Source organism: Ruegeria sp. AK4, assembly GCF_056541025.1.
The window spans coordinates 87,579-107,427 of record NZ_JBQFXS010000008.1; the positions used below are offsets into that span (position 1 = coordinate 87,579).

Annotated in this window: 16 protein-coding genes; 5 read left to right on the forward strand and 11 right to left on the reverse strand. The window is 61.6% G+C overall.

Features of this window, described 5'->3' with window-relative positions:
- Nucleotides 1-64 precede the first annotated feature (64 nt).
- Nucleotides 65-304: an RNA chaperone Hfq gene (hfq, locus tag ACR0EZ_RS15610; RefSeq protein WP_010440340.1), complete on the forward strand. Its 240-nt coding sequence runs from the start codon at nt 65-67 to the stop codon at nt 302-304.
- Entirely contained in the window at nt 304-1,575 is a 1,272-nt protein-coding gene (gene hflX / locus ACR0EZ_RS15615) for a GTPase HflX (protein WP_480614732.1), read from the forward strand. Before hfq ends, hflX begins: the two co-directional genes overlap by 1 nt.
- A gap of 1 nt (nt 1,576) precedes the next feature.
- Here hflX and ACR0EZ_RS15620 read toward each other — a convergent pair whose 3' ends face one another.
- From ACR0EZ_RS15620 to hemB, 4 genes are all read right to left on the reverse strand, one after another.
- On the reverse strand, nt 1,577-1,972 hold the full coding sequence (locus ACR0EZ_RS15620; protein WP_480614735.1) for an SgcJ/EcaC family oxidoreductase: 396 nt from the start codon (nt 1,970-1,972) through the stop codon (nt 1,577-1,579).
- Nucleotides 1,973-2,080: 108 nt separating this feature from the next.
- Nucleotides 2,081-4,543, reverse strand: coding sequence for a penicillin acylase family protein (locus ACR0EZ_RS15625; RefSeq protein WP_480614739.1), 2,463 nt, complete (start codon nt 4,541-4,543; stop codon nt 2,081-2,083).
- A gap of 166 nt (nt 4,544-4,709) precedes the next feature.
- Nucleotides 4,710-5,282 carry a lipid-binding SYLF domain-containing protein gene (locus ACR0EZ_RS15630; RefSeq protein ID WP_480614742.1) on the reverse strand — a complete coding sequence of 191 codons (573 nt, stop codon included), beginning with the start codon at nt 5,280-5,282 and terminating at the stop codon, nt 4,710-4,712.
- Nucleotides 5,283-5,426: 144 nt separating this feature from the next.
- Nucleotides 5,427-6,425 (reverse strand): porphobilinogen synthase, encoded by a 999-nt coding sequence (gene hemB, locus ACR0EZ_RS15635; RefSeq protein ID WP_480614745.1) that lies wholly within the window; start codon nt 6,423-6,425, stop codon nt 5,427-5,429.
- A 117-nt stretch (nt 6,426-6,542) separates the two neighbouring features.
- Here hemB and ACR0EZ_RS15640 point away from each other — a divergent pair, with 117 nt between their 5' ends.
- Together ACR0EZ_RS15640 and mfd are read left to right on the forward strand one after the other, a co-directional pair.
- Nucleotides 6,543-7,067, forward strand: coding sequence for a component of SufBCD complex (locus ACR0EZ_RS15640; RefSeq protein WP_480614748.1), 525 nt, complete (start codon nt 6,543-6,545; stop codon nt 7,065-7,067).
- Nucleotides 7,068-7,088: 21 nt separating this feature from the next.
- Nucleotides 7,089-10,544 carry a transcription-repair coupling factor gene (gene mfd, locus ACR0EZ_RS15645; protein ID WP_480614751.1) on the forward strand — a complete coding sequence of 1,152 codons (3,456 nt, stop codon included), beginning with the start codon at nt 7,089-7,091 and terminating at the stop codon, nt 10,542-10,544.
- Here the strand turns inward: mfd and ACR0EZ_RS15650 are convergent.
- The 5 genes from ACR0EZ_RS15650 to ACR0EZ_RS15670 all read right to left on the reverse strand — a co-directional run bounded on the left by ACR0EZ_RS15650 (nt 10,541) and on the right by ACR0EZ_RS15670 (nt 16,394).
- Nucleotides 10,541-11,215, reverse strand: a complete 675-nt coding sequence (locus ACR0EZ_RS15650; protein WP_480614754.1) for an SH3 domain-containing protein — start codon at nt 11,213-11,215, stop codon at nt 10,541-10,543. The two genes, mfd and ACR0EZ_RS15650, sit on opposite strands and share 4 nt — an antisense overlap.
- Nucleotides 11,212-12,876: a tetratricopeptide repeat protein gene (locus ACR0EZ_RS15655; RefSeq protein ID WP_480614756.1), complete on the reverse strand. Its 1,665-nt coding sequence runs from the start codon at nt 12,874-12,876 to the stop codon at nt 11,212-11,214. Before ACR0EZ_RS15655 ends, ACR0EZ_RS15650 begins: the two co-directional genes overlap by 4 nt.
- A 59-nt stretch (nt 12,877-12,935) precedes the next feature.
- The gene (locus tag ACR0EZ_RS15660; protein ID WP_480614759.1) at nt 12,936-14,144 is read right to left on the reverse strand and encodes a multidrug effflux MFS transporter; all 1,209 of its coding nucleotides are present in this window, start codon (nt 14,142-14,144) and stop codon (nt 12,936-12,938) included.
- 76 nt (nt 14,145-14,220) lie between these two features.
- On the reverse strand, nt 14,221-14,880 hold the full coding sequence (locus ACR0EZ_RS15665) for a DsbA family oxidoreductase (protein WP_480614762.1): 660 nt from the start codon (nt 14,878-14,880) through the stop codon (nt 14,221-14,223).
- A complete protein-coding gene (locus tag ACR0EZ_RS15670; protein ID WP_480614765.1) occupies nt 14,877-16,394 on the reverse strand; it encodes a class I adenylate-forming enzyme family protein in 1,518 nt (505 codons plus the stop codon). Before ACR0EZ_RS15670 ends, ACR0EZ_RS15665 begins: the two co-directional genes overlap by 4 nt.
- 65 nt (nt 16,395-16,459) lie before the next feature.
- On the opposite strand from ACR0EZ_RS15670, the gene ACR0EZ_RS15675 reads away from it, so the two are divergent.
- The gene (locus ACR0EZ_RS15675) at nt 16,460-17,083 is read left to right on the forward strand and encodes a helix-turn-helix domain-containing protein (RefSeq protein ID WP_480614768.1); all 624 of its coding nucleotides are present in this window, start codon (nt 16,460-16,462) and stop codon (nt 17,081-17,083) included.
- Here ACR0EZ_RS15675 and ACR0EZ_RS15680 read toward each other — a convergent pair.
- Both ACR0EZ_RS15680 and ACR0EZ_RS15685 read right to left on the reverse strand, forming a co-directional pair.
- Nucleotides 17,072-17,311 carry a hypothetical protein gene (locus ACR0EZ_RS15680; protein ID WP_480614770.1) on the reverse strand — a complete coding sequence of 80 codons (240 nt, stop codon included), beginning with the start codon at nt 17,309-17,311 and terminating at the stop codon, nt 17,072-17,074. The genes ACR0EZ_RS15675 and ACR0EZ_RS15680 overlap by 12 nt on opposite strands.
- 510 nt (nt 17,312-17,821) lie before the next feature.
- A complete protein-coding gene (locus tag ACR0EZ_RS15685; protein ID WP_480614773.1) occupies nt 17,822-19,636 on the reverse strand; it encodes an extracellular solute-binding protein in 1,815 nt (604 codons plus the stop codon).
- Nucleotides 19,637-19,849: the final 213 nt, after the last annotated feature.

Consider the following 19,849-nt stretch of genomic DNA (forward strand, 5'->3'; position numbering starts at 1 on the left):
CTCACCCGGAGGGAGCGCGTTGGTCCGCAGCGCGTAGCAAGAACAACGGCGAGACTATAAAAATATGGCTTCGGACAGACAGAATCTTCAGGACGCCTTCCTGAACAATGTACGAAAAGCAAAGGTCCCGGTCACAATTTTCCTGATCAATGGCGTTAAATTGCAGGGTGTGATCACTTGGTTCGACAATTTTTGCGTTTTGTTGCGTCGCGACGGACAGTCGCAACTGGTCTACAAACATGCGATTTCAACCATCATGCCATCGCAGCCGATCAGCTTGTATGAGGGCGAAGACGCCTCTTGATGGAACATGACAGGACGCGCACCCGGGCCTGGGTGCTGCATCCGGAAATCAAGTCAGATGAACAGCGCCGTGTCCCCGAACCGGCGCTGGCCGAGGCGGTTGCACTTGCGGCCGCCTTGCCCGATCTGGATGTGATCGGGTCCGAAATCGTGCGCCTGCAACGCGCCCAGCCGGGGCTGCTGTTCGGCAGTGGCAAGATTGACGAGTTGGGGGAACGGCTGCATGACCACGAGATTGAACTGGTTCTGATCGACGGACCGGTAACGCCCGTCCAGCAGCGCAATCTTGAAAAAGCGTGGAAGGTCAAAATCCTCGACCGGACCGGGCTGATTTTGGAAATATTCAGCGACCGCGCCCGCACCCGTGAAGGTGTGCTGCAGGTCGAGATGGCGGCGCTCAGCTATCAGCGAACGCGGCTGGTCCGGGCATGGACGCACCTTGAACGGCAGCGGGGCGGATTGGGGTTTGTCGGCGGTCCCGGTGAAACCCAGATCGAGGCTGACCGCCGGGCGATTGACGAGCAACTCGTGCGGTTGCGGCGTCAGTTGCAGAAGGTGGTCAAGACCCGCACCCTGCACCGTGCGGCTCGGGCCAAGGTGCCTTATCCGATTGTCGCGCTTGTGGGCTATACCAACGCGGGCAAGTCCACGCTGTTCAACCGCCTGACCGGGGCCGAGGTGATGGCCAAGGACATGCTGTTCGCCACGCTCGACCCGACCATGCGGCGGGTGGAACTGCCCGACGGCCCCGAGGTGATCCTGTCGGACACGGTGGGCTTCATCTCGAACCTGCCGACCGAACTGGTCGCAGCCTTCCGCGCCACGCTGGAAGAGGTATTGGGCGCTGACCTGATCGTGCATGTCCGCGACATCAGCCACGAAGAGACCGAGGCGCAGGCCGAGGATGTGCACGCCATCCTGACCTCGCTTGGTGTGGACGATGAACGCCCCGGGCTGGAGGTCTGGAACAAGATCGATCTGCTGAGCGCAGAGGACCGCGACGCCACATTGGCGCGGGCGGAACGCGACCCGGAAATCTATGCCATCTCCGCCGTGACGGGCGAAGGGCTTGATCCGTTGCTGGCCGAAATCGCAACAAAACTGCAGGGCGTCCGGCACGAGGCCACGCTGAACCTGAGCTTTGCCGAAGGCGACAAACGGGCTTGGCTGTTCCGTCAGGACGTCGTGCGGTCCGAGAACCAGACCGAGGACGGGTTTGAGATCACCGTGCTGTGGACGGATAAACAAGCGGCGCAGTTTGCCGGTTTGTAATCTACTTTCCGTCAATCTGACGCTGGTAGTCGTCAGCATCGAACCAGCCCAGCGAGGATTGGACCTTGTTGTCTGGCGTCAGTTCCCATTCCTCCCAGCCGCGTGCGACGACAAGGTTGCCGGTATCGGAATGGTGCCCCTCTAACGTCCAGACGAAGATAGCGTGAGGCCCGGCCCAACGCATCATGTCACAACGGACCTCCAGATCGGGGAAGTCGGCATAAAACCCGCGCGCCATTTCAGCAACTGCCGCACGCCCCTGAATGGGTTCGCCTCGATTAATTGTAATCTGCCCGTCGGGCGCATAGAAACTGGCAACCGCGTCCGGATCGCCGGAACTCCATGCGATAGCATAATCCCGCGCGAGATTGTTTAAAGTATCCCGAATACTGGCCATTTCCGCCCCCTTGGTCCCACATAATCGGCCTGCCAATGGTAGGCGAAAACTGGCCCGCACGTCCACGACGCGCCGCTGGGCAGGGCGGGGAGTCGCCGAGTGGGCGGATTATTGCGGGGTCAGGTGTGTGACGCCAACGGCCGCCGCGCGGGCCAGATCGATGTCCAGCGACATCGGAATGTACTCCCCCCGCCGCCAAAGCTGGGCCTGATCGTCATAATAGCGCGACAGGAAGTGGCCGGACTGGCCGGTGGCCGTGATGAACACCGAACTGTCGGGATCGGCAAAATCATACACTCCACGATAGCCCGCGCCATGCACGTTCTGGAACGGATCGGGGCCTTCGCCCGAGGTGCGCCCGCGCAGCAGCGTATTGTCACCGCCGCTGGTGGACTGGCGAATGTTCACAAAGAACCGCAGCACCGGGACATTGCCCAGAACCGGATGGTCATGGGTTGCCTGATGCGCATCGCCCCAGCGCAGGGATTCCAGCGCGGTGCCGTATTGCTCGCCGATCCAGATCAGCGCGTCGTCCAGCGCCAGTTTTGCCATGTCGGTGCAGGTCTCGACCGGTGCGCTTTGGCGTACATCGCACCAGACCGAGGCTCCGTCGATGTCGCGGTAAACACGCTCGATGAATAGGGGCTGAACATGTTTGTATTCGCTGGCCAAAGGGCCCAGCTCGTCAGAGATCAGACGGATCTGCAGCGCGCGCAGCCATGCGGCGTAGATCAGCGGTTCCGGCAAGTGCTCATTCATCTCGCCGTTCCATTCGGCCAGAAGCGACAGAGCGATCTGGCGCTGGCTATCAAGCGTGCCTTCGGGGGCCGAGGCCCCGGTAAACCACAGGTCGGCCCCGATCAGCGGCAGCAAGGATCGGGCGGTGAAGCTGACCGTGTCCAGCTGCGCTTCGATAAAGCTGTCGCGTGTATGCACCTCTCGCGATTGCATCAGGCGTTCCCACCGATGGACGCGCTGGGTGTCGCCCCATTCATAGGACACATGTTCAGGGAACGGGCGGTCGATGATCTTGTTGTTGGTGTTGCCGAGGACACCGCCGACAGGGGCCACGAATTCCGGGTTGTCGGCATAGGGCAGGCGGCCGCTCCAGCGGTTTTCGGTCAGCCAACCGGGCGTCGGGATGCGCCCCCGGCTTTGGTTCTGCAGATCCCGCCGGGGCATCGCGCCGATCAGCTTCATCCCGATGGTGGTCTTGTCGACCAGCGACAGGTTTTGCGAGGGCGCAATGAACTTCTCGCCAACCTCAATCGCCTCTTGCACCGTTTCGGCGTTCATCAGCGCCATCGACGCGGTCATCGACGTGTCCTGAGCGCTGAGCGCCGTCCACGACAGCGAGGCGACATGACCCGGCGGCGTAATCGTCTCCAGATCGTAATGGGTGCCGGGCAGGACAGGGCCGTTTTCCGTCCACCGCAGGGTCAGGGTGATCGGGGCCTCATCCTTGATTTCGATGATCGAGGGCTTGGTCTGGAACTCCTTGTATCCATCCGGGGTCAGGTATTCCTCGGGGTTGTCGGGGTTCAGCTGTTCGATATGCACGTCCTGATCGTCCAAATAGGACGAGGTCAGCCCCCATCCCAACCTGTCGCTACGCCCGGACATCACAGCCGGGATGCCCGGAATTGTCGCGCCGATCACGCCGCCTTTGGCCAGCCCCAGATGGGCCAGATACCACACACCCGGCGCGGTGAAGCCCAGATGCGGGTCATTGGCCAAAAGCGTTCCGCCACTGGCCGAGCGCGAGGGCGCGGCGGTCCAGGCATTCGATGCGCCAGCCAGTCCGCGTTTGGGAAAGGGCGACAGGGGCGTGTCTGGCATATCCGTTCCGGCGGCATAGCGGGGCAGGTTGGGAAACAGCGCAGCATATTCCGGCAGGGCGGCGATGCCGGGTCCGGGGACATCGGGCAGGATATCCGCCAGCCGCGCCGGATCGTTCAGCATCAGCGAGGTGCGGGCGCGCAGAACCTCATCCTGCAGATGGCCGGACAGTTGCAGCCCCATCAGCTTGATCACGGCGATGCTGTCGCCGGGCTGCCAGGGAGATACGGGCGCATTGAACAGGAACATCTCGGGCGCGCCGCGGCCCAGAGCCTCTTCGTTGATCTCGGTCAGGCGGGCGTTCACCCCTGCGGCGTACGCGTCCAACGCGGCCTTGGTGTAATCGTCCTGCACCTCGACCGAGCGGTGGGCCAGCCCGTACAGATCGAACCGGCGCAGCAGTTTGTCGATATGCACGGTGCGCGGGCCGAACACCTCGGACAGGCGGCCCTGCGCGGTGCGGCGCAGAACCGTCATCTGCCACAGGCGGTCCTGCGCGTGGGCATAGCCGAGGCCAAAGAACACGTCCGGGTCGTTTTCGGCCAGAATATGCGGCACGTTGGCGGTATCCCGGATGATCTCGACCGGGGCGGTTAACCCTTTGACGTCAAGGGTTTGATCGTAGTCGGGCAGGGATTGGTTGGCCAGAAAATACACAAGGCCAACCGCCGCCAGAACCAGCAGGATCAACCCCGATGCAATCCGCACCAGCCAGCGAAACACAAGACCCATCGACGCCCCACATTCTTGGTCATTTATCGTTTGCGCCGAGAGTAAAGGATGCAACCGCAGACCGAAAGAGGAACGCCGCAGGAACCTTTGCCGTGAGGTTCAAAGAACAACCCCGCCGCACTTGGTTCAACTGCGACGGGGTCGGTTGGGGGGTGGTATTTTGGTGCTACGGAATAATGCGGGTGTATTTGGTGCCATCGACGGTTGCGCCGATCTGCAGACCGGCCTGCCCGAACACGGCAGCCAGAACCGGAGTGCGCAGCGTCGTGGTGTCGGTCGACAGCTGGTCGCCCTGATCGCTGACCACGTAGCCGATATCGGCCCCGGCGGTCCAACCGCTGGAGCGGCGGAAATCGTTCAGCGCGTCCTCGGTCATGAAGAACAGAACGTGGGCATATTGCTGCGCCCCGATCTGCAAACCTGCGGTGCCTTTCACGGCCGAGTAATAGTCGACCGTCGCCCCGTTGATGCGCAGGGCGCCGCGACCATAGCCGCCACCGAACACGAATCCGGCCTCGGTGATCAGGGGCATGACCAGCATGCCATTGGCCTTGTTGGCGATTTCAACGGTGTTTGGATAGCGCGAATACATCTCGCTCAGCGTCGCATCGACACGGGCGTCGATGGTCGCCGCGTTCGAGTTGCCGACGCCGTTGCCGCACGCAGCGGTCAGGGTCAGCCCGGCCATGCCAAAGGCAAAGCCGCGACGGCTCAGTCGGGGGGATTGGGAACTGCTCATGTTTCCTGTCTCTTGATATATATGCCTGATTAGCCGGGTGATCCCGATCTTATGTGCAAGAATACGCCGATTGCCGCGTCGTGTCACGGGAAAGCTGCGGGGGCAGGCTGTTCAATCGGCGATAAATCGCGACAATCTGGGGTTTTAGCCCTGCAACGCGCGCGCAACCCGAGGCGCGAAATAGGTCAGGATGCCGTCGCAGCCAGCGCGTTTGAAAGCCAGCAGGCTTTCCATCATAACCTTGTCGCCATCGATCCAGCCATTCTGGGCCGCCGCCTGTATCATCGCGTATTCGCCGGAGACCTGATAGGCATAGGTCGGCGCGCCGAACGTGTCCTTCACGCGGCGGCAGATATCCAGATAAGGCATGCCCGGCTTGATCATCACCATATCCGCGCCCTCGGTCAGGTCGCGTTCAATCAGGCGCAGCGCCTCGTCCGAGTTCGCCGGGTCCATCTGATAGGTCTTCTTGTCCCCGGTCAGCGCGCCCGAGGCCCCCACCGCATCGCGGAACGGGCCGTAAAACGCGCTGGCGTATTTTGCGGCATAGCTGAGGATCATCACGTTGTGATGGCCCGCGCTCTCCAGCGCGCGGCGCATTTCGCCGATGCGGCCGTCCATCATGTCCGAGGGTCCGATGATATCGGCCCCGGCCTCGGCCTGCGCGAGGGTCATTTTGACCAGCGCCTCAACCGTCCGGTCGTTCACGATCTCACCATCCACGACATAGCCGTCATGGCCGTTGATGTTGTAGGGGTCCAGCGCCACGTCGGTCATCACGGCGATATCGGGCGCTGCCGTCTTGATTGCCCGGATCGCCCGGTTGGACAGGTTGTCGGGATTCCAGGCCTCGGCACAGTCTTCCGTCTTCAGGCTGGAATCGGTGTAGGGAAAGATGCAAATCGCGGGAATTCCAAGCGCTTGCGCCTCGACCGCTGCTTTGGCGATCAGATCAACCGAGCGGCGCACAACGCCGGGCATCGAGGGGACGGGCTCTTCAACCCCTTCGCCGTCGCGCACAAAGACCGGCCAGATCAGATCATCGGTGGTCAGCGTGTTTTGCCGGACCAGCCCCCGAATAGCCTCGGACTGACGGGCGCGGCGAAAGCGGGTCAGGGGATAGGGGGCGATGGTCGGCTTCATGGCGCGTTCTCCTTGAACATTGCCGCATTGGGTGGCATGAATTTGCCGAGGGCTCAAGGGTACCAATGGCCGCGCCGGCGCAACAGAACCCAGTGAGAATTTGATAAAGGACTGGGTTTGGACTGGTACACTTCGATCTTCGAACTCATTGATATGCGCAGCTTTTCGAATCTGTGGTTCTGGATCGTTCTGGCGGTGATGTGGTCCTCGGCCAGCCACTGGTCGATGGGTGTTCCCTACGATCTGGTGATCCGCGCGCGCCGGATCCGGGGGCAGAGTGAAAGGGATTTGCTGGATCTGGTGCGGATCAATACCAATCGGATTCTATATATTGTTCAGATGTCGGGAACGATCCTGCTGGCCCTGCTGTGTTTTTCTTTTACAGGCCTTGCGATGCTGGGTTTTTATTACGGGATGGAGTTCGCGCAGGCCGTGTTTCTGCTGCTGTTTCCGATGGTGATCGTGACGCTGGTCAATGTCTTTCACGCCCGGCGATTGCGGCAGCATGAACTGACGCTGGAACGCGTGGCCAAGACGCTTTTACGCTGCCGGCTTTATACCCAGATCATCGGCATGATCTCGGTACTGGTCACTGCGCTGTGGGGCATGTATCAGAACATTTCGATCGGCGTTCTGGGATAGCGAAATCTGAAAGGCAAGGCGATGAAGGCTCCGAACCACGTGACAGTCGGCGGCGCCCCCGAAGGGTTTGATGCGCAGCTTGTCCTGAACGAGATTTCGCGTTCCGGCGGGCCGGTTTGCCACGTGGCCCGCGACGACAAGCGGATGGAGGCGATGCGCGCGGCGCTGGCCTTTTTTGCGCCCGATATGCCGGTCTTTGTGTTTCCGGGCTGGGATTGCCTGCCGTACGACCGGGTGTCGCCCAACGCGGATATCGCAGCGGCGCGGGTGGCGACGCTGGCTGCACTGGTGCATCAGATGCCGGGGCGGTTTGTGCTGCTGACAACGCTCAACGCGGCGACCCAGCGCGTTCCTGCGCGCGAGGTACTGCGCGAGGCGGCGTTCACCGCGCGCGTTGATCATCGGATTGACGAAGATGCGCTGCGGAATTTCCTTGTGCGCATGGGCTTTACCCAAAGCCCGACGGTGATGGAACCCGGCGATTACGCCGTTCGCGGCGGGATCATCGACATCTTCCCACCGGGTGATTCCGGCCCCGTCCGGCTGGACCTGTTCGGCGACGTTCTGGACGGCGCGCGCCGCTTTGATCCGGTCTCGCAGCGCACCACCGAAAAGCTGCAGGTGGTAGAGCTTGCGCCGGTGTCCGAGGTAATTCTGGACGACGCGGCGATCACACGGTTCCGGCAGAACTACCGCATCGAGTTTGGCGCGGCGGGCACCGATGATCCTTTGTATGAGGCCGTCAGCGCGGGACGCAAGCATCAGGGTATCGAACACTGGCTGCCGTTTTTTCACGAAAAGTTGGAAACGCTATTTGACTATCTGCCGGATGCGACGATCTCGGTCGATGATCAGGTCACGCCCGCCCGGCTGGCGCGGTGGGATACGATTGCCGATCAGTACGAAACCCGGCGTCTGGCGCTGGAAAACCGCTCGCGCATGGATACGGTCTATAAGCCGACGCCGCCGGGATTGCTGTATCTGGACGATGCGGCGTGGGAACAGGCCGTAGGCGACCGTCGGGTGCTGCAATTCAGCCCTCTGCCACAGGCCAGCGGCCCGGGCGTGATCGACGCGGGCGGTCGGATCGGACGTAACTTTGCCCCTGAACGCCAGCAGGAGAGCATCAGCCTGTTCGGCGCGCTGGCTGCGCATATCACCGACAAGATGGCGAAAGGCCCGGTGCTGATCGCGTCTTATTCTGAAGGCGCGCGCGAACGCCTTACCGGGCTGATCGAAGACGAAGGGCTGGCCGAGGCGATCCCCGTCGCCAACGGCACCCGCGTCGGCAAACGTGGGCTGCATCTGGCCGTCTGGGCGCTGGAGCACGGGTTCGAAACCCCCGACCTGACAGTGATCGCCGAGCAGGACGTGCTGGGCGACCGCCTGATCCGCCAGCCCAAGAAACGCCGCAAGGCCGAGAACTTCCTGACCGAGACTCAATCGCTGTCCCCCGGTGATCTGGTGGTGCATGTGGATCACGGGATCGGCCGCTATCAGGGGATGGAGGTCGTCAACGCCGCCGGGGCCGCCCATGAATGCCTGCTGCTGGAATATGCCGAGCAATCCAAGCTGTACCTGCCGGTCGAAAACATCGAACTGCTGTCGAAATACGGCCATGACGAAGGGCTGCTGGACCGGCTGGGCGGCGGCGCATGGCAGGCCAAGAAGGCCAAGCTGAAAGAGCGCATCCGCGAGATGGCGGACAAACTGATCCGCATTGCAGCCGAGCGTGCCTTGCGCAAGGCGCCGGTCATGGACCCACCGCCGCATGCGTGGGAGGAGTTCAGCGCCCGCTTCCCCTATCAGGAAACCGACGACCAGCTGCGCGCGATTACCGAAGTGATGGAGGACATGCACTCCGGCGCACCGATGGATCGTCTGATCTGCGGCGACGTGGGTTTTGGCAAGACCGAGGTCGCCATGCGCGCGGCCTTTGTGGCGGCCATGTCGGGCGTGCAGGTCGCAGTGATCGCGCCAACGACGCTATTGGCGCGCCAGCACGCGGCCTCGTTCAAGGACCGGTTCCGGGGCTTCCCGCTGGAGGTTCGGCAATTGTCGCGCTTCGTGTCTGCGAAAGAGGCGCAGCAGACGCGGGACGGCTTGGCGCGCGGCACGGTGGATATCGTGATCGGCACCCATGCGCTGCTGACCAAGGGGATACGGTTCCAGAAACTGGGCCTGCTGATCATCGACGAGGAACAGCATTTCGGCGTTTCGCACAAGGAACGTCTGAAACAGTTGCGCAGTGACGTGCATGTTCTGACCCTGACTGCGACACCCATTCCGCGCACGCTGCAACTGTCCCTGACCGGTGTGCGCGACCTGTCGATCATCGGTACGCCGCCCATCGACCGTCTGGCGATCCGCACTTATGTCAGCGAGTTCGATGCCGTGACGATCCGCGAGGCGTTGCTGCGCGAACATTATCGCGGCGGGCAGAGTTTCTACGTGGTCCCGCGCATCTCGGACCTGCCGGACATCGAACAGTTCCTGAAGGATCAACTGCCGGAACTGACCTACGCGGTGGCCCACGGGCAGATGGCAGCGGGGGAACTCGATGACCGGATGAATGCGTTTTATGACGGCAAGTATGATGTGCTGCTGGCGACCACGATTGTCGAAAGCGGGCTGGATATTCCGACGGCGAATACAATGGTCGTGCACCGGGCCGACATGTTCGGTCTGGCGCAGCTGTATCAAATTCGCGGCCGGGTGGGGCGGTCAAAGACGCGCGCCTATGCCTATCTGACCACGAAACCGCGCCAGAAACTGACCGCCACGGCCGAAAAACGCCTGCGGGTTCTGGGTTCGCTGGACACGCTGGGGGCGGGTTTCACACTGGCTAGCCAAGACCTCGACATTCGCGGTGCGGGCAACCTGCTGGGCGAGGAACAGTCGGGCCAGATGCGCGACGTGGGCTATGAGCTCTATCAGTCGATGCTGGAAGAGGCGATTGCCAAGATCAAAGCCGGTGAGATGGAGGGGCTCAGCGATGCCGACGACCAATGGGCGCCGCAGATCAATCTGGGCGTGCCGGTCCTGATCCCCGAGGAGTATGTGCCCGATCTGGATGTGCGTCTGGGTCTCTATCGCCGCCTGTCATCGCTGTCGACCAAGGTGGAACTGGAAGGGTTCGCAGCCGAACTGATCGACCGGTTCGGCAGCCTGCCGAAAGAGGTCAACACCCTGATGCTGGTCGTGCGCATCAAGGCAATGTGCAAACGCGCGGGCATTGCCAAGCTGGATGGTGGACCGAAGGGCGCGACGATTCAGTTTCACAACGACAAGTTCGCGTCACCTCAGGGGCTGGTCGAGTTCATTCAGAACCAGCGCGGGCTGGCCAAGGTCAAGGACAACAAGATCGTCGTGCGCCGCGACTGGAAGAAGGACAGCGACAAGATCAAGGGGGCCTTTGCCATCGCCCGCGATCTGGCTGAAAAGGTTGTTGCGGTGAAGAAGAAGGCCAAAGCCTAGTCACCGCTGACAAACGTACAAAGTTGCCATATGCCCGCATCTGATTTCACCAGCGCCGCGCGGTATCCGGTCATGGACCACAGAAAGTCTCTGTGAATGTACCCCGACCCGCCATCGGTCAGGCGTACCTGTTGGTAGTCCGACGCATCCTGATAGTCGGGGATCAGAACAACCTCGTGGCTGATTGCGCCCAGCCGCACCCCGTCGCGCGACGGGGTCTGCCGGAGTGAGACATTCTCGCCGGTCACGAAATAGGCAATCCCCGGATCCAGCGATGCGGGCAGGGTGATCTGCCATTGGTGTGGCATCCAGAATTCGCCCTGATCGTCGAAATAGCCGGGCTGTGACAGCGTGTTTTCCAGCGCCGCCCAACGGGCGTCGCGGATGGCGTCCGCTTGGTCGCGCTCATCCTCGGGCAGGGTTTCGGGCGGGACGGTCAGGTTGGTACGGAATGCGTCGGGGCCGCTTTCGGCAACATGGCTGAAATAGATATCCGGGCAGGCCATCGCGACGACGGCCTCAAGATCCCGCGCTGCGACTTTGGCCCGCAGGTCATCGCGAAATTCAACCAGGGTGGGATCGCGGCTGGCCTGATCCTCGGGCGGGAAAGACTGCCGATCCGCCCAGACCGGCCCGCAGAGGATGACGGCCAGCAGTGCAGCCGCTCTCATTCCGCCGCCTTCATCGCCGCCTGAGCGCAGAAGCACGATGCGCCAACGGCCCGGTCCGCGCGGGCCAGCGCCAGATCGAGCCTTTGTTTGATCAGCTTGATTTCCACGCTATCACCGCGCGCTTTCAGGCAATCGTGCAGTCCTTTAAGGCTCCAGACATTGTCGGGATGGATCGAGGCGCGGCTGAGGGTGCCGCCCATGCCAAGGTCTTCGCGATAGACAGCCTCGGCCTCGGTTACATGCCCTTGCTCAAACAGCAGCGCGCCAAGCGCGTGACGGGTGGGCTGCATCCAGCCCCATGGCTCATCATAGGGCAGCGTGTCGTCCAGCTCGACCGAGCGGCGCAGGTGGGCAAAGGCGACCTCGTAGTTTTCTTTGCGATACTCGATCTCACCGCGCAGCATCTCCGCTGCGATGTCCAGCAGATCGATGACCCGGTTGTTGTGCAACAGCCGGGTTTCCGGCACGCAGGTTTTTGCGGCGAGGAACAGTTGCTCTTCGGCTTCCGCCTCGGCGACCTGTCCGGTCGCCGCATGGGCAACTGCGCGGGCGTAATGGGTCGTCGCGGTCAGAGTGCGGTACAGATCGGGGTCCGAGGGCAACTCCAGCGCCTTGGCATCTTCCCAGCGGCCAAAACGGATCAGGATATGCGGACCCATCGACATGTAGCTTTCGAAATAATCCGCCATGGGCGGGCTTTCGATGCGCAGCATGTCCTCGGGCGTGGTGTCCCAGATGCCCTGATTGGCCCGCAGCGCCGGTTCCATCTGGCCTAGGAACAGAGCGCCGTAGATGGCGAAATGATAATTGTGCTGGCGATAGCCGGTGTAGATGTTGAACGCGCCCTCGCGTTCGTAATATTTCAGATCGGCTTCAGATGCCTTTTCGTTCCAGTGAACGACATTCTGATAATGGCCGCACTGAACGTCGATATGGGTCGGCATATGCACCAGATGCCCGGCATCGGGTACCAGAGTCCGCAGGATATCCCCGGCCTTCAGCGCCTTTTCCGGCGTCGGCGACATTTCCATCAGGTGGACATAGAGATGCAACAGGCCGGGATGAGACATGGCTGCCGGATCATGCTCCATCGCCCATTCCAGTGCCTCTTGCGCTTCGAGAGTCGCGGCACCTTCGGCTGGTTGGCCGGTTTGCAGATCCCACATCTGCCAGGGCGTGAGGTTCATCAGCGCCTCGACATAGATCGTGCGCAGGTCCAGTTGATCGGGCTGCTCGGCAAAGGCAGCGCGCATTGCGTCGGCGAAGTCATAGTCCCACCGGTGCATATCCTCGGTCGGGTCGCGTTGTGGGTAACGCGCGGGCAGGGCGCGGATCAGCGCTTGTTCGACCGGGGTGCAGGTATCAAGCAAGGCCAGCGCCTTTTGGGTCGCGTCATAGGCAGTGGCCAGCGATTTCTGCTGCCCGTTTTCGTCGCGCAACTCCCATGGCAGGTTGTAGTTCGGACCTGCGGCATAGGCGACGCCCCAATGCGCCATGGCGCAGTTCGGGTCGAACTCGGCGGCGCGCTGGAAACAGACCACAGCCTCGTCATGGTTATAGCCGTAGGTCCAGATCAGCCCGCGGTCGAACCAAAGCTGCGCCTCGGGCGACGCGGTGGTGACAGCACAGGAATAGGTGCCCAGATCATAATAATCGCTCATCAAAGCCTCCCCCCAGAAAATGGGGACAGGCTAGCGCGATTCAGGCAGGTTGCACAGGCTCAAACCAGCAGCCGGTTCTCAATCCGCCCCATATGCAGCATCAGGCCGAAGCCCACTACGCACATGGTCAGCACGCCGGTTGTCAGCGGTGTGATCGAGCCATCGAACAGCAGCCCGACCGGGGCCGCAATTGCCGCCGCCAGCACGGTGGCGATTGAGCCGATGACCGAGGCCGCCATGCCCGCGATATGGCCCATCGGCTCCATCGCGATGGCGTTCAGGTTGCCCATGGTGACACCTGCCATGAAGAAGATCGTGGTCTGCCAGACGACGAACAGGGCAAACGAGGCGTCGGGCGACAGCGGAGCCATGTTCAGGATGATGACGCCGCTTGTGATCACGATCTGCGCGCCAAGGGCCCAGGTCACGATCCGCCGCATGCCAAGACGCACGACCAGCGCGGCGTTCAGCAGACTGGCCGAGCCGGAAATCAGCGCCACGAAAGCAAACCAGAAGGGAAAGCTTTCGGCCCGATCATGCACGACGTCAAAGACCGGCTGCACCATGGTCAGCATGGTGAACAGCAGCCCCATGCACAGCGTTTGTACGAAGATCGAGAGGCGCACGGTGGGATGGGCAAACATCTCTTGCACCGCTGCGATCATCAGCGGCAGGCGGAAGGGGCGGCGGTTTTCGACGGCAAGGGATTCGGGCAGGCGCATGGCCATCCAGATGACAATGACCGATGCGAACAGGATGAAGGACACGAAGATACCGCGCCAGCCGACCAGCGCGATGACGCCCGCGCCCATCAGCGGTGCAATTGCCGGAACCAGCGTGAAGATCATCATCGCGATTGAGATGATGCGCGCCATTTCGCGGCCCGAGAACAGGTCTCGGATAATCGCCATGGCAACGACACGCGGCCCCGCAGCGCCCAGCCCCTGAACGACACGCGCGGCCAGAACCAGTTCCAGAGAGGTGCTGGCCCACGCAACGGCGCAGGCGATAATGTACAGGGCGACGCCGCCGTAAATCACGGGTTTGCGCCCGACCGCGTCCGAGATCGGCCCGGTGAAAAACGTGCCGATCCCCATGCCCAGCACAAAGGACGTCAGGATCAGCTGCGCCTTGTTGAGATCGGTCGGGCTGAGCTCGGTGCCGATCTCGGGCAGGGCGGGCAGCATGGAATCGATCGAAAAGGCAATGGTAGCGAACATCATCGCGACCAGCGCGATGAACTCCGCCCGGGACATGCGGTTAGCCATAAAGGTCTCCTTACCCGTTCGCGCTATCATGGCGGATCGGGTTGCGCCAGACCTGAATTTTGCACAGGCCTATGTGCTATTCTGCAGGGGAAGCCTCAAGTTGAGACATGATTTCAGCAATCACTTTTTCCCACATTTCAGGGGGTTGTGCGCCCGGAACGGCGTGCTGATTGGCAACGATGAAAGTCGGGACCGAGCTCACGCCCATCTCGCGGGAATGGGTGTCGCGCTGGCGGATATCCTCGCGATCGGCGTCGGATTTGAGTAGTTTCAGCACCACAGCGGCGTCCATCCCTACGCTGTCGGCGATGTCGGCCAGAACCTCGGGGTCGCCGATATCGCGGGCCTGAACGAAATAGGCATCGAACAGCGCATCGACAACGGTACCCTGTTTGCCCTCAATCCCCGCCCAGTGGATCAGGCGGTGGGCGTCCAGAGTGTTTGGGGTGCGCTTCATCCCTTCGAAATCGATCTTGAGGCCCGCAGTCTCGGCATGTTCAACAACCGGCGCATAGGCGCGGATTGCTCCGTCTTTGCCCCCGAACTTGCGTTCCAGATATTCCCGCCGGTCCATGCCTTCATCGGGCATGTCTGGGTTTAGCTGGAACGGGTGCCATTCGATGACGAACGGATGATCAGGTATGGCCGCCAGCGCCTTGTCCAGATGTGTCTTGCCGATATAGCACCACGGGCAGATCGGATCGGACAGGATATCGAGCTTTACGGTCTGGGTCATTCGGTTGACGCCTTGAAATAGGCCGGCAGGGCGCGGCGCTGGAGTTTGCCGTTGCCGCCGGTCGGCAGGGCAGGAAGATGGACGAAGGCGCGCGGTTGTTTGTAGCGGGCCAGATTAGCCTCGACATAGGCGCGCAAAGCCGTTTCGTCCAGTTTTTCCGGGCCGGTGTAGAAGGCGGCGATGACAAAGGTATCCTCTTTGACCTCGACCGCCGCCGCGCCGACCTGCGTGATGCCGGGATAGCGGGACAGGGCGGATTCGACCTCGACCGGGGAAACGCGGTAGCCGCCCGCGTTCATCATGTCGTCGTCGCGGCCCAGATAGGTGATCTGCCCGTCAATGGCCATCGCGCCCTGATCCCCGGTCAGGAACCAGTCGCCCTGCATGCGCGATAGGGCCTCGTCCGGGGCGTTCAGATAAGTCAGCATCAGCCCGGGGTCGGACCGATGGATGGCAATCGTACCCTCTTGCCCTTGCGGTACCGGGCCATCGGGTCCGACGATCGCCACGCTGCGGCCCGGCTGCGGTTGCCCCAGCGCATCGCCGCGCGCCGGATGATCCGGGCTGGAGGAGATGAAGGTCGAGCATTCGGACATCCCATAGGCCTCATACAGTTCGGTTCCGGTGGCCTGGTGCCAATGCTCGTGCAGGTGGCGCGACAGCTTCTCGCCGGCACACAGGCCGTGGCGCAGATCGGGCAGGTCGATCCGGTCCGGGCCCTGCAGCATCTTGCGAAAGACACCGGGGGCGGCGGCAAAGATGGTCGCACGGTGCTGGCGCAGCAGGTCGGGCAGGGCCGAGATATCGGTGCCGGGTTCCGGGATCAGCGCCGTTGCGCCAATGGTCCAGGGGTCCATCAGGCCGGTGCCCAGAGTGTAGGTCCAGTTGAACGCGCCCGCATGGCACAGGCGGTCGCTGTGGCGCAGGCTGTACCAGCCATCGACCATCATCTGCCGCGCCCAGATCGCCCTGTGGGCATGGGCAACCGCGCGCGGCTTGCCGGATGTGCCCGAGGTGTAGACGACATAGGCCAGCCGCTCGGGGTCGCCCATCCGGAAACTGGCAGGCGGCAGGTCTCGCATGGCGGTCAGCTCGGGCAACGTGATCTGACGCGAATGCGGTGCGCAGGCGACCGCAGGGTCCCGCAAGATGGCGGCAGGCGACAGATCCCCGATCATCCGGGCTGTTTCCGGCTCGGTCAGTTGTGATGAGGTTGGGACCGGCACAATGCCCACCGCAATCGCGCCCAGATAGGCGATGGGAAAATCCACCGTGTTCCCTAGCCGCATCAAGGCGATATCGCCGGGTTTCAGCCCTGCCTGCAACAGCCCGGCCCCCGTGCCCAGAATGGCCGCCTGCAACGCGCCATACGTCCAGTCATCGGCCCCATCCGCGCGCAGAACCGACAGCGCGGTTTTGTCCCGGCAGTGCTCGGCTTGACGCAACACATGGGCGGCCAGATTGAACGGTGCGGGGCAGGGTGGCGGTGGCCCCTGATCGAAGATCGAAAGCATGGTGTCTGGCTATCTTGGCGCATGGCGCGTTGCAAGCGGGACGGGCTGGCCCTATAGACAGGATCATGAGCACGCAGGACCCGAAATCCCTTATCCGCATCGCCCGAGACTCGGGCGGCCACACAGAGCTTGAGCCGCTGGACCTTGGCGCGCGGGTGCGGGAATTGCGCAAGGCGCGCAACTGGACGCTGGAACAGGCCGCCACGCAGGCCGGATTGGCGCGATCAACGCTCAGCAAGATCGAGAACGGGCAGATGTCGCCCACCTACGACGCCCTGAAAAAGCTGGCGACCGGGTTGGAGATTTCGGTGCCCCAGCTTTTCACACCGCCGCAGCGGGATCAGGTAATAGGTCGCATGGCCGTGACGCGCACCGGCGAAGGGACGGCTCATGCAACGACGACTTATGAGCATGAACTGCTGGCGGAAACGCTGACGAAAAAGCAGATGCTGCCCTATCGCGCCCGCGTTCGCGCCCGGTCCATGGACGAGTTTCAGGGATGGGTGCGCCACGACGGGGAAGAGTTTCTGTATGTCCTGACGGGCGTTGTGAAGCTTTATACCGAGTTTTACGAGCCTGTCGAAATGCGCCGGGGCGACAGTGCCTATTACGATGGCAGCATGGGGCACAACGTCATCTCGGTCAGTCCCGAAGACGCGACAATCCTGTGGGTGACTTCACTCGCCTAACGCCGGTTGGTGCAATTCCCGGTTCAGGCCTTCCGTGAACAGAAAATCCTCAACCTCTTCACGGGCCTCGTTGACGGTCAGGTGATGGCGCTCGGCCAGATAGGCCTCAAAGCGTTTTCGGTCGCTCCGAACCCGCGCCATATCCTTGTCACGCAAGTTCGGAAAGCGGCGCTTGGCGCGTGCGTAAGACGCATCCCAGTCTTGCGTCAGATCGGTCCATTTCAACATGTGCGAGCTTTCCAGTTATTGTTTTCAGGTCTGCTCTCCCCACAACAGGGTACGTATAGGTTGACGCGGAGGAAGGTATGACAAAATGTCGCATCACCGGGAGCGTCCCGAAACGGCGTGAAATCACGGAGTTGGGCAGGAAGGGACAGCCTTGAGCAACCACAGGATAATTCCCGGCGGCGTATAGCCCGACCGGGCAACGGATGAAGCCAAAGGGCGGGCTCAGGGTATTGAGCAAAAAGAAGATTTCCAACTGTATGTTTAGCGCCAATTGCACATGGCCGCATTGAACGGCGTTGGTTCGCGGACAGGTTGTGCAATCTTTGCCGGGGATGCCCAAACATCTACAAGCACCCCAAAAATTGAGGGGTTTGCGCTATCAGACCGCAACAACTTGTGACGCAGAGCCTATGTGCCGATTTCCGCCGATCATCGCCCTTGCGGTTCGCGTCGCAGACCTCACTCGGTTCCCAAAGGCCGGCATATGGAATCGCCCTGTAGCGGTTGCGGCTATTCCTCGTACCACCAGACTTCGGGCATGTATTGCGGCCCATCACCGTAGATCGGCAGCATTTCCGGAAACTTCAACGCGCTGGAATGGGCGATGCGGCCAACGTCAAAGTTCCAGATCGGGATCACATAGCGCCCGGCGGTCAGAACCCTGTCCAAGGCGCGGGTGGCCGCAACAAAGTCGTCGCGGGATTCCGAGGCCAGCATGGCGTCGATCATTCCGTCCACCGCGGGCGATGCAACCCCCATAAGGTTCCGCGTGCCCTGCGTTTCTGCGCCCTCACTTCCCCAATACAGCCGCTGTTCGTTGCCGGGGGACAGGGACAGCGCGCGGCGGAACGGGGTCATGTCGAAATCCAACTCGGCAGTACGACCGGTGTATTGGGCATTGTCGACCTGTTCGGTTGTGACCTGAATGCCCAGACGCTCCAACGCGCGCTTGTAGATTTCGACGGCGGTCTGCATGTCGCTGTCGCCTTGCTGCAGCAGTACCGTCATCTGGAACGCATCACCGTCTGCGTTGCGCAAAACACCGTCCTGAATGGTCCAGCCCGCCTCGGCCAGCAAAGCTGCGGCCTGTCGCAGGTTCTTGCGGTTGCGTGCTGACCCGTCGCCTTGCGGCTGGGTGTATCCCTCAAGCGTGCCCGGCGGAAGGTCATCGGCGTAGGGCTGCAACAACTCGGCAACGCGCCCTGTGGCCGGGCCGGGTTGCATGGCCAGATCCGAGCCCGAGAAATACGAGGTGATCCTTGGCTGCGCGCCACCGGTGATCGTGTCGTTGATGAATTCGAAATTGAAGGCCAGCGCCAGCGCCTCGCGCACGCGCCAGTCATCGAATGGGGCCTTGCGGGTGTTCATCACAAACCCCGTCATGCCCGAAGGCTTGCCATGCGGTATCTCGGTTTTTATCACGTCGCCGCGCTGGACGGCGGGGAAGCCGTATTGGGTATCCCATTTGTCGGCGTTGAATTCGCGCACGGCGGACAGTTCGCCGGCTTTGAACGCCTCGAACAGAACCGTGGCATCGCCGTAAAACTCGATCCGAATCTCATCAATGTTCATCGTGCCGCGCCGGAAGGGGACATCACTGCCCCAATAGTCAGGGTTCCGGCGCAGGTTCACATAACGCCCGGCCTCATAATCGTCGATCACATAGGGGCCGCTGCCAATGGGAATGTCATGCAACGGGGCGTCGGCAAACGATTTCCCCTCCCACTGCGCCTTTTGCAGGATCGGGCGCAATCCCGCGATCAGGGCCAGTTCGCGGTCGGGTTCGTTGAACGAGATCCGGACGGACTGCGGGCCGGTCTGTTCGATGCTGTCGATCTTTCCCCAAAGCCCGCGATAGCGCAGGTGCCCTTCGGTGCCGAGCGTCTCGTATGACCAGATCACGTCATCGACCGTGACCGGGCTGCCATCCGAGAATCGAGCCTCCTCCCGCAGGGTGAATTCTACCCACGAGCGGTCATCTGCCGTCTCAACTGATTCGGCTAACAACCCGTAAAGAGTGAAAGGTTCGTCCCAGGACCGGCCCATCAGGCCTTCATGGGTCCAAAATCGCAACTGCCATGGAGAGGTGCCTTTTTGCACAAACGGGTTCAGACTGTTATAGCCGCCGGTATTTCCGAAAACGACCTTGCCGCCTTTGGGCGCGTCGGGGTCGGCATATGGCAGCGACACAAAATCCGGTGGTAGGGCTGGGTCGCCATACATAGCTATGCCATGAGCCGATTCTGCGTGGGCCATCGAAGTTGCAAAAACAGTAGCGATTCCCCCGATCAAATGACGAACGGGGCGAAGAAAATCCGGGCTCATTTTGGAAACAATCCTGCTCTGGCCTTATTTTGTTGGGATTCACCGTACCGATGATTTTTCTTGTTTTCAAACTTTTAGCTTGGACGAAGGCGCGGAATTGCTTATAAAGGTCTCACTGCTCGATAGGTTTCTTGCCTGTATGAAACCTGCCTCAATAACTTAACGCCCGCTTCGTGCGGGCGTTTTTTTTCGCCCGAATTGCAGCAGGGCGCG

Bases quoted from the DNA above. Each gene is read 5' to 3' on its own strand.
- ACR0EZ_RS15675 (WP_480614768.1), top strand. From the start codon at position 16,460: ATGAGCACGCAGGACCCGAAATCCCTTATCCGCATCGCCCGAGACTCG.
- hemB (WP_480614745.1), bottom strand. From the start codon at position 6,425: ATGAAGCCGACCATCGCCCCCTATCCCCTGACCCGCTTTCGCCGCGCC.
- ACR0EZ_RS15630 (WP_480614742.1), bottom strand. From the start codon at position 5,282: ATGAGCAGTTCCCAATCCCCCCGACTGAGCCGTCGCGGCTTTGCCTTT.
- ACR0EZ_RS15660 (WP_480614759.1), bottom strand. From the start codon at position 14,144: ATGGCTAACCGCATGTCCCGGGCGGAGTTCATCGCGCTGGTCGCGATG.
- mfd (WP_480614751.1), top strand. From the start codon at position 7,089: ATGAAGGCTCCGAACCACGTGACAGTCGGCGGCGCCCCCGAAGGGTTT.
- ACR0EZ_RS15625 (WP_480614739.1), bottom strand. From the start codon at position 4,543: ATGGGTCTTGTGTTTCGCTGGCTGGTGCGGATTGCATCGGGGTTGATC.
- ACR0EZ_RS15650 (WP_480614754.1), bottom strand. From the start codon at position 11,215: ATGAGAGCGGCTGCACTGCTGGCCGTCATCCTCTGCGGGCCGGTCTGG.
- ACR0EZ_RS15655 (WP_480614756.1), bottom strand. From the start codon at position 12,876: ATGAGCGATTATTATGATCTGGGCACCTATTCCTGTGCTGTCACCACC.
- ACR0EZ_RS15685 (WP_480614773.1), bottom strand. From the start codon at position 19,636: ATGAGCCCGGATTTTCTTCGCCCCGTTCGTCATTTGATCGGGGGAATC.
- ACR0EZ_RS15620 (WP_480614735.1), bottom strand. From the start codon at position 1,972: ATGGCCAGTATTCGGGATACTTTAAACAATCTCGCGCGGGATTATGCT.
- ACR0EZ_RS15680 (WP_480614770.1), bottom strand. From the start codon at position 17,311: ATGTTGAAATGGACCGATCTGACGCAAGACTGGGATGCGTCTTACGCA.
- ACR0EZ_RS15665 (WP_480614762.1), bottom strand. From the start codon at position 14,880: ATGACCCAGACCGTAAAGCTCGATATCCTGTCCGATCCGATCTGCCCG.
- ACR0EZ_RS15670 (WP_480614765.1), bottom strand. From the start codon at position 16,394: ATGCTTTCGATCTTCGATCAGGGGCCACCGCCACCCTGCCCCGCACCG.
- hflX (WP_480614732.1), top strand. From the start codon at position 304: ATGGAACATGACAGGACGCGCACCCGGGCCTGGGTGCTGCATCCGGAA.
- hfq (WP_010440340.1), top strand. From the start codon at position 65: ATGGCTTCGGACAGACAGAATCTTCAGGACGCCTTCCTGAACAATGTA.